Origin of the sequence: Micromonospora sp. NPDC049204, assembly GCF_040647935.1 — a bacterium.
GTDB lineage: Bacteria > Actinomycetota > Actinomycetes > Mycobacteriales > Micromonosporaceae > Micromonospora.
The window spans coordinates 440,573-453,764 of the sequence record NZ_JBEZDC010000002.1; the positions used below are offsets into that span (position 1 = coordinate 440,573).

At 73.8% G+C, this 13,192-nt stretch carries 6 protein-coding genes; 4 read left to right on the top strand and 2 right to left on the bottom strand.

The window, feature by feature from the left end; all coding sequences use genetic code 11:
- The first annotated feature begins 94 nt into the window (after window positions 1-94).
- From AB0A90_RS05095 to purE, 4 genes are all read left to right on the top strand, one after another.
- Entirely contained in the window at window positions 95-2,626 is a 2,532-nt protein-coding gene (locus AB0A90_RS05095) for a bifunctional diguanylate cyclase/phosphodiesterase (RefSeq protein ID WP_357241822.1), read from the top strand.
- Between the two features lie 53 nt (window positions 2,627-2,679).
- Window positions 2,680-4,716 carry a thioredoxin domain-containing protein gene (locus tag AB0A90_RS05100; RefSeq protein WP_357241825.1) on the top strand — a complete coding sequence of 679 codons (2,037 nt, stop codon included), beginning with the start codon at window positions 2,680-2,682 and terminating at the stop codon, window positions 4,714-4,716.
- 111 nt (window positions 4,717-4,827) lie between these two features.
- Window positions 4,828-6,003 carry a 5-(carboxyamino)imidazole ribonucleotide synthase gene (locus AB0A90_RS05105; protein WP_357241828.1) on the top strand — a complete coding sequence of 392 codons (1,176 nt, stop codon included), beginning with the start codon at window positions 4,828-4,830 and terminating at the stop codon, window positions 6,001-6,003.
- Between the two features lie 26 nt (window positions 6,004-6,029).
- The gene (purE, locus tag AB0A90_RS05110; protein WP_357241831.1) at window positions 6,030-6,521 is read left to right on the top strand and encodes a 5-(carboxyamino)imidazole ribonucleotide mutase; all 492 of its coding nucleotides are present in this window, start codon (window positions 6,030-6,032) and stop codon (window positions 6,519-6,521) included.
- Between the two features lie 127 nt (window positions 6,522-6,648).
- Here the strand turns inward: purE and AB0A90_RS05115 are convergent, their stop codons facing one another.
- Both AB0A90_RS05115 and AB0A90_RS05120 read right to left on the bottom strand, forming a co-directional pair.
- Window positions 6,649-11,544: a permease gene (locus AB0A90_RS05115; protein ID WP_357241833.1), complete on the bottom strand. Its 4,896-nt coding sequence runs from the start codon at window positions 11,542-11,544 to the stop codon at window positions 6,649-6,651.
- 148 nt (window positions 11,545-11,692) lie between these two features.
- Window positions 11,693-13,120: a UDP-glucose/GDP-mannose dehydrogenase family protein gene (locus AB0A90_RS05120; protein WP_357241836.1), complete on the bottom strand. Its 1,428-nt coding sequence runs from the start codon at window positions 13,118-13,120 to the stop codon at window positions 11,693-11,695.
- Between the last annotated feature and the right edge of the window lie 72 nt (window positions 13,121-13,192).

Sequence of the window (13,192 nt, forward strand, 5' to 3'; positions counted from 1 at the left end):
AGTCTCCGAGCCGTGTGCGGGAGGGGGCGCCGATGACACGCACAGCACCGGCCGCCCGCCGTACCGTCGGTCGGTCGACTGACGGGGGAGGTCGATGACCTCCGGTCCGGCCGGCCGCTCGTCTGACCGGCTCGGGGTGCGGGGCACACCGGGCCGTCTGCTCGTGCTCACCGCCGCCGTCACCCTGACAGCCCTGGCCGCCTCCGCGGTGGGGTTGACCCTTCCCGCCCGGTTGCCGGCCGACGATCCCCTCGGCGGGCCGGCCCGATTCGGCATCGCGGTCGCCGTCCTCGCGCTCGCCCAGCTCGCCCGGCTGCGCTTCCGGTCGTCGGCGGGCATGGTCAGCATCACCTGGGGCGAGGCGGCGTTGATCGTCTGCCTTCATCTGACGCCGGCCGGCTGGCTGCCGTCCGCCACGCTGCTCGGCACCGGCCTGGCCTGGACGATTCTCTCCCTGCACAACGACCGCCGTCCGGCCCTCGATGTCCTCCGGATCGCCGCGTCGCTGGCCGCCGCGACGGCACTGGCCGCCTCCGTGGCCACCGCGCTCGGGCGGCCGTTGCTCGCCCCGCCCACCCCGATGCTGGCGTCGGCCGTGATCGCCGGGTCGGTGACCTACCTCCTGGTGACCGCCTGGCTGGGTGGGGTGACGCTCGGCCTGCGGCACGGGCTGCCGATCGGGCCGCCACTGCTCGCCGCGCTGCGCGGCAAACTCCTGATGTTCGTCGGCAACGTCGCGGTCGGCCTCGTCGTCGTCGCCCTGATGGAGCTCGACCCACGGTGGTTGCTGCTGCTCCCACCGCTGCTCTGGCTCCTGCAACAGACCTACCGCTACCGGCTGCGCTCTGATCAGGAGCACCGCACCTGGCGAGCGTTCGCCGAAGCCACCGCGGCCCTCAACCAGCTCGACGAACGAGGTGTGGCCAGTGCGGCGGTCACCGGCGCGCTGACGCTGTTCAACGCCGAACTCGTGGACATCGACGTCGCTCGGACCGACGGCCGGTGGCACCGGTACCGGGGAGACGCCACCGGCCAGTTCGTCGACCGGGAGACGGACCCGCCAGACCGGTCCGAGCCGGACGAACACGAGCTGAGTCGGGCACTGTCGGTGGGTGCCGCGCCGGTGGGTCGGCTGCGGGTCCGGTTCCCGCGATCTGCTCCGCCCAACGCCCGGGAACGCGATGCGGTGGCCGCGTTCGGTGACGCGCTCGCCGCCGCGCTGCACGACGCCGCGACCCACCGGGAGCTGCGGCTGGTCACCGCCCGTTCGTCGTACGAGGCGGTGCACGACCCGCTCACCGGGCTGGCGAACCGGGCGGCGATGCTCGGCAAGGGCGATCAGTCGCTGCGACAACTCGCACACGATCACCCGGTGGCGCTGCTGCTGCTGGACATCAACCAGTTCAAGGAAGTCAACGACACCCTCGGTCACGCCGCCGGCGACCAGTTGCTGCGACTGACCGCGAACCGGCTCAGTGCGCTGGCCCGCCCCGGTGACCTGCTCGGCCGCCTCGGCGGCGACGAGTTCGCTCTGCTGCTCACCGCGGTGCCGGTGCTCGGGGACCGGGCCGCCCCGATGGCTCACGCACTGCGGCAGGCCCGCGAGATCGCCGAACGACTGGCCGCGCCGACCGAGGTGGCCGGCGTCCGGATGTCGATCGAGGTTTCCGTCGGGGTGGTGGTGGCCGACGCCGGCACCGCCGACCTGACCGAGCTGCTGCGCCGGGCCGACATCGCCATGTACCAGGCCAAGGAGGGCGGCGGCAACGTCGCCGCGTACGACGGCACCCGCGACGCGGCAAGCACCGACCAGCTTGCCCTGCTGGCCGAGCTACGCGAGGCGCTGAAGGTCGACGACCAGTTGGTGCTGGCGTTGCAACCGGCTGTCGACCTGGCCACCGGTGCGCCCACCGGGGTGGAGGCGCTGATCCGCTGGCAGCATCCCCGGCGCGGATGGCTGGGTCCGGCCGACTTCATCCGGCCGGTGGAAAACAGCGAGCAGCTCGGCACCTTCACCCGCTACGTGCTCGACAAGGCTCTCGGCGTGGCCGCGAGTTGGGCCCGGGAGGGGCTCGACGTCCCGATCTCGGTCAACCTGTCGGCGCGCAGCCTGCTCGATCCCCGGTTGCCGGCGGAGATCGCCGAGGTGTTGCGCCGACATCAGGTGCCGCCGCACCGGCTGGTCCTGGAGATCACCGAGACGGTGGTGATGAGTGAACTGGAGATCATCGACGAGGTGCTGGCCACGCTCCGGTCGATGGGTGTGCAACTCGCCGTCGACGATTTCGGCACCGGCTTCTCGTCGCTGACCTTCCTCACCCGGATCGCGGTGGACGAGCTGAAGGTGGACCGCTCGTTCGTGATCCGGATGACGGACTCGCCGGAGGCCGCCGCGATCGTACGGACGACTGTGGGGCTCGCCCACGAGTTGGGGCTGCGCGTGGTCGCCGAAGGGGTGGAGACCGCCGAGCAGCGGCTGGCCCTGGCCGAGCTGGGCTGCACCTCGGCGCAGGGTTACCACTTCTTCAAGCCGATGCCGGCCGACAAGATCGGCGCGGTGCTCGGGTCGCTGCGTGACTCGGCGGAGTCGAACGTGTTCCGGCTGCGCGCCGACGGCGCCTCCTGACCGGCTCGGGTGGAGCCCGCGCGGTCCGCGCCGCGGCTGGTTATGGTCGTCGGGTGAACCGACTCGTCGACGCCACCTCCCCGTACCTGCTCCAGCACGCCGACAACCCGGTCGACTGGTGGCCCTGGTCGGACGAGGCGTTCGCCGAGGCGAGACGGCGCGACGTTCCGGTGCTCATCTCGGTGGGCTACGCGGCGTGTCACTGGTGTCATGTGATGGCGCACGAGTCGTTCGAGAACGAGCAGGTGGCGGTCCTGTTGAACGACAACTTCGTGTCGATCAAGGTGGATCGTGAGGAGCGCCCGGACGTGGACGCGGTCTACATGACCGCGACCCAGGCGATGACCGGGCAGGGCGGCTGGCCGATGACCGTCTTCGCCGCCCCGGACGGCACCCCGTTCTTCTGCGGCACCTACTTCCCGCGGACGAACTTCATGCAGTTGCTCCAGTCGGTCAGCACCGCCTGGCGGGAGCAGCGCGAGGCGGTGGTGCGCCAGGGCGCCGCGGTGGTCGAGGCCATCGGTGGCGCACAGGCCGTGGGCGGACCCACCGCCCCGCTGGACGCGCCGCTGCTCGACTCCGCAGCCGGCAGGCTGGCCAGCGAGTACGACGCGACGAACGGCGGCTTCGGCGGCGCCCCGAAGTTCCCACCGCACATGAACCTGCTGTTCCTGCTGCGCCACCACCAGCGCACGGGCGACCCGCGCAGCCTGGAGATGACCCGGCACACCGCCGAGGCGATGGCCCGCGGTGGCATCTACGACCAGCTCGCCGGCGGCTTCGCCCGCTACTCGGTGGACGCGCACTGGACGGTGCCGCACTTCGAGAAGATGCTCTACGACAACGCGCTGCTGCTGCGGGTCTACACCCAGCTGTGGCGGCTCACCGGTGACCCGCTGGCCCGCCGGGTGGCCCGGGACACCGCCCGCTTCCTCGCCGACGAGCTGCACCGGCCGGGGGAGGGCTTCCTGTCCGCGCTGGACGCCGACACCGAGGGCGTCGAGGGGCTCACCTACGCCTGGACCCCCGCGCAGCTCGTCGAGGCGCTGGGCGAGGAGGACGGCCGGTTCGCCGCCGACCTGTTCACGGTGACCGACGAGGGCACCTTTGAGCACGGCATGAGCGTGTTGCGGCTCGCCCGGGACGTCGACGACGCCGCACCCGAGGTGCGGTCCCGCTGGCAGCAGGTGGTCGGGCGGCTCCTCAGCGCCCGGGACACCCGCCCGCAGCCGGCCCGCGACGACAAGGTGGTGGCCGCCTGGAACGGCCTGGCGATCACCGCCGTCGTCGAGTTCCTCCAGGTGGCCGCGTTGTACGCGTCCCCGAAGGACGAGGACGCCAACCTGATGGACGGCGTGACGATCGTCGCCGACGGCGCGATGCGCGACGCCGCCGAACACCTGGCCACCGTGCACCTGGTGGACGGCCGCCTGCGCCGGGTCTCCCGGGACGGCAAGGTCGGCGAGCCGGCCGGCGTCCTGGAGGACTACGGCTGTGTGGCGGAGGCCTTCTGCGCGCTGCACCAGCTCACCGGCGAGGGGCGCTGGCTCACGCTGGCCGGCGAGCTGCTGGACACCGCGCTGGCGCGCTTCGCCGCGCCCGGTGGCGCCTTCTACGACACCGCCGACGACGCCGAGCGGCTGGTCGCCCGGCCCGCTGACCCGACCGACAACGCCACCCCGTCCGGACGGTCGGCGTTGGTCGCCGGGCTGGTCGCGTACTCGGCACTGAGCGGGGAGCCGCGCTACCGGGAGGCCGCCGAGGCGGCGCTCGCCACTGTCGCGCCGATCGTCGGGCAGCACCCCCGGTTCACCGGGTACGCGGCAATGGTCGGTGAGGCGCTGCTCTCCGGGCCGTTCGAGATCGCCGTGGTGACGGACGACCCGGCGGGTGACCCCCTGGTGGCCGCGGCCCACCGGCACGCCCCGCCCGGGGCGGTGGTCGTCGCCGGGCAACCGGACCAGCCCGGGGTGCCGCTGCTCGCGGACCGTCCGCTTGTCGACGGGCGGTCCGCCGCGTACGTCTGCCGGGGGTTCGTCTGCCAACGGCCGGTCACCTCCGCCGAGGAGCTGGTCGCCGAGCTCGGCTGAGCGCACCGTAGTTGCCCACGCCGCACGACGGGCGGCCGCCGCGGCGCTTCCGGGGCGGGTCGCCGGCCCACCGGGTGGGCGTGCCGAGGCCCCGGATAGGCTGGCCGCGCTATGGATTCCCGTACCGGTCTGCCTGTTGTCGGCATGGTGGGTGGCGGCCAGTTGGCCCGGATGACCCACCAGGCCGCGATCGCCCTCGGCCAGTCACTGCGTGTGCTCGCGACCGCCCCCGACGACGGCGCGGCGTTGGTCGCCGCCGACGTCCAGTACGGCGACCACACCGACCTGGCCGCCCTGCGCACCTTCGCCAAGGGCTGTGATGTGGTCACCTTCGACCACGAGCACGTGCCCTCCGAACACATCCGCACGCTGACGGCGGAAGGGGTGACCCTCTATCCGCCGGCGGACGCGCTGCTGCACGCCCAGGACAAGCAGGTCATGCGGGAACGCCTGACCGAGCTGGGTGCGCCCAACCCGGCGTGGCGGCCGGTCGGTGCGCCCGCCGACCTCGTCGGTTTCGGCGAGCAGGTCGGCTGGCCGGTGGTGCTGAAGGCGGCGCGCGGTGGCTACGACGGCCGGGGCGTGTGGATGGTCGACGACGCCACCCAGGCCAGCGAGCTGGCCGCGACGCTGCTCGCCGGCGGCACCCGGCTGATCGTCGAGGAGCGGGTGCCGTTGCGTCGGGAGCTGGCCGTGCAGGTCGCCCGGTCGCCGTTCGGTCAGGTGGCCGCGTACCCGGTGGTGGAGACGGTGCAGCGGGACGGCATCAACGTGGAGGTGCTGGCCCCGGCGCCCGGCCTGGACGAGGAGCTGGCGGTCTCCGCCCAGCAACTCGCCATCGACCTGGCCACCGCGCTCGGGGTGATCGGCCTGCTGGCCGTGGAGCTGTTCGAGGTGCGCGACGACGCCGGCCGGCCCGCGATCGTGGTCAACGAGCTGGCGATGCGCCCGCACAACTCCGGGCACTGGACCATCGAGGGTTCCCGGACCTCGCAGTTCGAGCAGCACCTGCGGGCGGTGCTGGACTACCCGATGGGTGACACCTCGCTGACCGCGCCGGTGGTGGTGATGGCGAACGTGCTCGGTGGAGAGCCGGGCGGCATCTCGATCGACGAGCGGCTGCACCACCTCTTCGCCGCCGAGCCCGGCGCCAAGGTGCACCTCTACGGCAAGCAGGTGCGACCGGGCCGCAAGGTCGGGCACGTCACGGTGCTCGGCGACGACCTGGACGACGTACGGGCGCGGGCCGCGCGGGCCGCCCGCTGGTTGCGCGAGGGGCACGAGTGAGCCCCTCGGTCGAGAAGGAGACCTCGGTGAGCACGGTCGGCTTGATCATGGGTAGCGACTCGGACTGGCCGACCATGCGCGCCGCCGCCGAGGTGTTGGACGACTTCGGCGTGGCGTACGAGGTGCGGGTCATCTCGGCGCACCGCACTCCGGTGGCGATGATCGAGTACGGCCGGGACGCCGCCGACCGGGGCCTCAAGGTGATCATCGCCGGGGCTGGCGGTGCCGCCGCCCTGCCGGGCATGGTCGCCTCGGTGACGCCGCTGCCGGTGATCGGTGTGCCGGTGCCGCTGAAGCACCTCGACGGCATGGACTCGCTGCTGTCCATCGTGCAGATGCCGGCCGGGATCCCGGTCGCCACCGTGTCGATCGGCAACGCCCGCAACGCGGGCCTGCTCGCCGTACGGATCCTCGGCGCCCACGACGAAACCCTGCGCGCCAGCATGACGACCTACCAGCAGAACCTGGAGAAGCTGGTGGCCGACAAGGAAGCCGCCCTCCAGGCAACCCTGCGCTAGCCGTACCCCCGCGAGGCCCCACGCACCCGGCCCACTCACCGCCCCCACGAACCCGGCCCACTCACCGCCCCCACGAACCCGGCCCACTCACCGCCCCCACGCACCCACGCCGCCGTGACCCTCCGATTCATCTCATGCCGCGCAGGGCGGTCTGGAGGCGTTCCTGGGCGCGGCGGCGGCGCTCGTTGCTCGCGCCGAGCACGAGTAGCAGGATGCCCACCGGGATGAGCGCCAGCCACGGGCCGAGGCTCACCAGCGCGTGGATCGCGGCGATCGCGGTGACCGACGCGCCGACGATCACCGGTGCCTGCTGCCGGCTGGACGAGCCGAAGATCAACACTGCGACCGCACCGAGCAGCAGCAGCATCTGCCGTACCGTGCTGGACTCGGTGGCCAGCACGATGGCCAGCGTCGGCACGAAGGCGGCGACCAGCGCCGGTCCGTACGCCACCCAACTGCTCAGGTCCGGTCGGTGGCGCAGCTCCAGGACCCCGACGAGCAGGGCCAGCGCGGCGAACGGCAGCGTGTACGCCTCGGGCAGCGCCACGTCGGCGACCCGCATCAGGATCCACCACGCGGTGATCTCGCAGATCACCACGGCCCAGAACAGGATCCGACGTTCCACCGGCCGGCGGCCGGGCCGGGTCGCCGCCACGCCGAGGACCGCACCCCAGGCGGCCAGCAGGGCGGCGATGTGTCGGGGCGAGTCGAAGGCGAGGGCCAACGCGATGAGCGCGGCGGCGTAACCGGTCCACTCCACGGTGGACGCCTCCCGCTGCGCCTCGGGACGGCGCAGCCGGGGCAGGGTCGCGGCGAGCACCTGCAGGACCGCCCCGACCGCGAGCACCCCGAACGCGGACCAGACCGCGGCCAGCCCGGCGACCAGGCCGGCGGTGAGGACGAAGAGCTGCGCCATGAGTGAGGCGAAGAGCCAACCGAGGATGCGCGCCCGCTGGGTGGTGCCGAACACCGCCCCCACCGCCCCCACCGCGACAGCGCTGCCGAGGGTGAACAGGGTCAACTGCCGATCGGCCAGACTGCCGGCGAGTCCGGCGCTGCCGCCGGCCAGACCGATGACGAACACCAGCACCCGGGCCAGCCGCAGCGAGCGGGCCCGCTCGGCCAGCGGCGGCGGTGGGGTCAGCGCGAGACCGAGCATCGCGATGGTGAAGACGGAGAGCGCGGCGACCGTGCTGGCGGGCCAGCCCCGACCCAACGCGATGGGTGCGATCAGCAGGGTGACGGCTGCCCCGGGCAGCACCACCGGCACGGCCCGGGACCGCCGCCCGCCGCTGAACCCGGTGGCGGCCAGCGCGGCGGTCGCGGTGAGCAGCAGCGCCGTCAACACGTGCGTCGGGTTGACCACGTCCGGCGGCGGGGTGAGCAGCTCCGGCAGCGGACCCTGCCAGATCCGGGTCAGGGTGCGGTGGGGCTCGACCAGCGCGGTGACCAGCGCCGGTGCGATCGAGGCGAGGGCCAGGGCGGTCGGCAGGGCCGCCGCGGCCAGTGCACCCGCGGCCGGGTTGACCCGCCACCGGCGTCGTTCCGGGTCGTCCGGCAGTCGCCGGAGCGCGCCGTCGAGCCGTACCGCCCAGCGCCGAACCGGCTGGGCGGAGCCGGTGGGCGGCACGGTGGCCGCTCGGATCAGCTCGGCCAGCACACCGAGCAGCGCGGCGGCAGCCGCGTAGACGCCCGCGGGAAGGCCGGTGGGGATGGCGGCGAGGGCGCTGATGCTGGCCCCGCCGACCACCGCGACGCTGACCCAGGGCAGATATTGCGGCACCTGACGGCGGACCGCGGCCACGGCGGCGAGGCCGAGGCTGGACGCGGCCAGCGCGGCGGTCAGCACCACCTGCGCCGAGTTCTCGAATTCGGCGGCCAGTGCCGCCACCGCGCCGGGGAGGGCCAGCACGGCCGCACCGATCGCCGCGCCACCGATCTGCACCAGGTGCGGCGGCATCCCCTCGGTGTCGATGTCGGCCACCTGTGGGCCGGCCAGGACGCGTGCCACCGTCGCCACCACCACGCCGATCAGCGCGATGCTGCCCAGGGCCAGTGCGGTCGTCCAGGGCTGGACCAGGCCGGCTCCGGCGGCGTGCAGCGCGACCACTCCGGCCACGGTCGCCCGGGACAGCCCGGCGCGCGCCTCCTCGCTGGCTGCCGCCGCCATCCCGTAGACGGTGGCGACAGTTGCGCCGACCAGGACCGGCGACCACCAGGCCAGATCGAACGCGGCCGGCGCGCCGATCGTGGCGAGCACCACGGCCGCGCCGGACACGTCCCACCGCCAGGGCGGCGGGAGCAGGATGCCGGCGGCGAGGGCCAGCAGCGCCAACGCGACAGGTGCCTGCCAGGTGGCCCCGCCAACGGGCGCGGCCGGCCAGCCGCTCAGGTCGCCCTGCCAGATCGGGCCGGGGGTGGCCAGCACACCGACCCCACCGCGAATCGCCGACCAGCCGGCGAGTACGCCGATGAGGAGACCGCCGGCGGCGAGGCCGAGGATTGGTCCGCGTCGCCACTCCTCCGGCATGGTGCGTGCTCCCACGGCGACCACCAGGACCAGTGCGGCGGCCATCGCCAACTGCCCGCCCGGGGCGAGTACCGCCCCGATCCGTACCAGCGTGGCGATCAGGGCGGTGGTGACCGCCGCGGCGGCCAGGTCCGAGCCGTCGAGGGTGAGGTCGGCGCGACGGCCGGCGTCGATGGATGGGGCCAGGAACAGCAGCACTGCGGCGACCAGCAGCAAAGCGCCCACCCAGGCGTCGGCGACGGTCGCGCCGGGCGCTCCGAACGCGGCGGCGGTGACCAGCAACGCGCCCAGCCCGGTGCCGACCGACAGCGGTGCGGGGATGCGGCGCTGGGAGACCTGCACGACGGCGGCGTAGCCGAGGGTCACGCAGACCGCCAGGAAGCTGGCTGCCAGCACCGGGACGGTCACCTCGCGGAGGCTGGCCGGGGTGGGGGTCGGGTCGGTGGGCACGGTGGCGGCCACGAACGCGGCCACCGCCCCGGGCAGCGCGAACGCAGCCCCTCCGGCGGCCCAGGCGGTGACCGTGTCGGAGGCGGCCGAGGCGATCCGGATCCGGGGTGCCAGCGCGACAAGCGTGCCGGCCGTGAACAGGGTGAGCAGGACCGCTGCGGTGAGCGCGGGGCGCGACAGGCTGGCACCGGCGCCGAGCAGGCCCACCACGGCCGCTCCGATGGCGTGCGCCGCCGCCGCTCGGTCGGTGCGGGCGGAGAGCCCGATGACCCCGATGCCGATCGCGGTGATCACCATCGGCCAGGGTGCCGCGGCCCAACCGAGACCGAGCGAGGCCGGCACGGCGAGCGCGGTCAGCGCCGCGCCGGCGACCGCGAACTCCCGGCGGATCTCCGCCGGCAGGGCCAGCACCGCCGCGATGGTGAGCAGGAAGGCGGCACCCGCGAGCTGCCAGGTGGTCGGCCCGACCGCGGCGGCCAGCGCGGCCGGAAACCGGTCGAGGTCGGCATCCCAGGCGGGCAGTGCCGCCCGGACCGGCGCCAACCCGGCGCGTAGCGCGCCACCGGCGACCACCAGCCCGCTGACGGTCAGCGCCACCGCCGAGGCGAGCTGCGGGCCGCGTCGGGCCGCCTCGGGGACCGCGCGCACGGCCAGCCCGGTCACCGTGATGACCGCGGCGATCAGCAGCAGCGCCCGGCCCGGGAAGGCCACCGAGGCGATGCGGCTCAGCGCGCCGATCACGGCCAGCGTGACGATGCCCGCCGCGACGTCGGGCAGCGGCGCGCGACGCAGCACCAGCGCGCCGGCCAGCCCGATCGTGGCGGCCAGCAGCAGCACCACCCCGGCGCCGGTCGCGGTCGGCACGGTCTGTGCCCGGAGCAGGGCGCTGACCGCGTACGCCAGGGCGACCGCGACCGCCACCGCGTGCAGCACCCAGGTCAGCTCGCCCAGCCCGGGGACCGGGCGGCTCGGCCGGGTGTCGGTCGAACCCGCGCTGGCGTCGATCAGCTCGGCGGCCTCCTCCGCGTCGCCCTCCGGCCGGGTCTCGGCGCCGCGTTCGCGGGGCGCGGACGTGGTGTCCGACGGTGGCAGATCCTGCCGGACGGGGCGTTCCAGGGCCACGCCGGAGCGGGCCAGCCAGAGGTCGACGAGGGCGACCAGGACCAGCACCAGCGCCCAGCCACCCGGGCCGGTGATCTGGTCGTACGCCAACAGCGGCAGCACCGGCTGCGCGGCGAGCACGGTGGCGAAGCGGGGTGCGCGCAGACCGGTCCAGCCGGCGTACCCGAAGGCGACTCCCGCGGTGACCGCGAAGAGCACCCCGGCGAAGACGGTGCCGGAGGCGCCGCCCGCGCCGATCCGGTCCACGGCCCAGAGGGCGTTGCCGGCGAGCGGCACCAGCAGCAGGCCGACCGCGGCGATGGTCTCGGCGGTGGAGGTGAGCCCACGCCGGGCCAGCACCGGTGGGGCGAGCAGCATCAGCACCGTGGCCAGGAGCAGGATGCCGAGCCGGGCCAGCGCGTCCATCGAGCTGGTGGCGACGGCGGCGAAGACCACCGCGGCCACCGCGAGCAGCAACGCGCCCAGCCCGAGGGGGATGTTCTGTACTTCGCGCGACGAGGCTTCCGGTGGGTGCGCCGGGTCGTCCGCGTCCAGCCAGCTCGGCCTCGGTGGAGGCGGCGGCGGGTCCTCGGGGGCGGACGGGGTGCCCTGCCGGGGGACCCGGGGCGGCACCGAGGAGCCGGCGGCCGATGGGCGCCGGCCGGGGCGGCGGCGGAGCACGCGGCGCGGCCGGGTGGCCTGCTTGAGCCGCTCCTCACCGGCGTGGGCGAGGATGTCCCGCTGGAAGAGCGCGGCCTGCATCTTCGCGGCGATCTGCCGCTGCTCGCTGGCGATGGCGGCGTCGCGCCGCTTCATCTCCGCGATCGAACGCTCGATGTCCGCCAGGTGCTCGACCCACTGCGGCTGGTCAGCCCCGCAGTGTGGGCAGTGGACGGCCGGTTTGATCTCCCGGCCGCACGAGGAGCATTGAAAGTTCGCCACGACACCCCTCCACCCGCACTGTGGACTCCCACTGTCGCAGCATGCCCAAAGCTGGCCCGGATTTCGACTCTTGTCGGCGGGTCCGGGGCAAACAACGACACCGGCCGGCCACCGATACGTTCGATGGCCGGCCGGTGGGGTGGTCCGATCAGGGGCGGCCCATGCCCCGGTACTCCCAGCCGGCCTGGGTCCAGAGGGCCGAGTCGAGGCAGTTACGACCGTCGACCACCTTGCGACCGTTGACCAACTCGCCGAGGGCGACCGGGTCGGCGTTGCGGAAGTCGGCCCACTCGGTGAGGACGCAGACCAGGTCCGCGCCGGTGACCGCCTCGTTGATGCCGCTCTCGTAGATCAGCTCGGGCACTGCGCGGCGGGCGTTCTCGCTGCCCTGCGGGTCGTACACGTGCACCTCGGCGCCGGCCTTGTGCAACAACGCGGCGACGGCGAGCGCCGGAGCGTCGCGGACGTCGTCGGTGTTGGGCTTGAAGGTCGCACCGAGCACGGCGATCCGGGTGCCGGAGAAGTCCGGGCCGGCCGGACCGGAGCGGCGGCCGAGCAGATCCGAGGCGAGTTGCAGCACCCGGGTACGACGGCGCAGGTTGATCAGGTCGACCTCGTGCAGGAAGCGCAACGCCTCGCCGGCGCCCAACTCCTGGGCCCGGGCCTGGAAGGCCCGGATGTCCTTGGGCAGGCAGGCGCCGCCGAAGCCGAGGCCGGCCTGGAGGAACCGGTTGCCGATCCGGGGGTCGTAGCCGATCGCGCGGGCGAGTTGGGTGACGTCGCCACCGGAGGCCTCGCAGACCTCGGCCATCGCGTTGATGAAGGAGATCTTGGTGGCCAGGAAGGCGTTCGCGGCGACCTTGACCAGCTCGGCGGTGGCGAAGTCGGTGACCACCAGGGGCACCTCGCGGTCCTCGGTGGCGGCCAGGTCGAACACGCCCTTGTGCGCGGCGTAGAGCATGCCGTTGGCCCACTCGCTCTTCACGCCGACCACGATCCGGTTGGGGCGCAGGACGTCGTCGACGGCGAAGCCCTCCTGGAGGAACTCGGGGCTCCACGCCACCTCGACGCCCAGGTCTCCGGGGGTGTGCTTGCCGACCAGCTGCTCCACCCACTCGGCGGTGCCGACCGGCACGGTGGACTTGCCGACGATCAGCGCCTTGCGGGTGAGGTGCTGCGCGAGGCTGGTGACCGACGCCTCGACGTACGACAGGTCGGCGCCCATGCCGTCGGCCCGCTGCGGGGTGCCGACGCAGATGAAGTGCACGTCACCGAAGTCGGCGGTCTCGGCGATGTCGGTGCTGAACCGGAGGCGGCCGGCGGCGAGGTTACGCCGCAGCAGCTCATCCAGGCCGGGCTCGTGGATCGGCACCTGACCAGCGTTCAGCATCGCGATCTTGTCCGCGTCGACGTCGAATCCGAGCACGTCGTAGCCCAGTTCGGCGTAACAGATGGCGTACGTCGCACCTAGGTAGCCGGTTCCCAGGAACGTCACCCGCGGTCGAGGCGCGCCTGAGGGCGGTGTCACCGCGGCGATGGCGGGGGTCGGCTGGATGGTGGGGTAGGGGATCGTCACGCCTGTCTTCTCCGCTCGCACTGGCGGCGCGTCGTCGCGTCGCATTCTGCTGCGGCGCCTGGCGGGGCACCG

Bases quoted from the DNA above. Each gene is read 5' to 3' on its own strand.
- AB0A90_RS05105 (WP_357241828.1), top strand. From the start codon at position 4,828: ATGGATTCCCGTACCGGTCTGCCTGTTGTCGGCATGGTGGGTGGCGGC.
- AB0A90_RS05095 (WP_357241822.1), top strand. From the start codon at position 95: ATGACCTCCGGTCCGGCCGGCCGCTCGTCTGACCGGCTCGGGGTGCGG.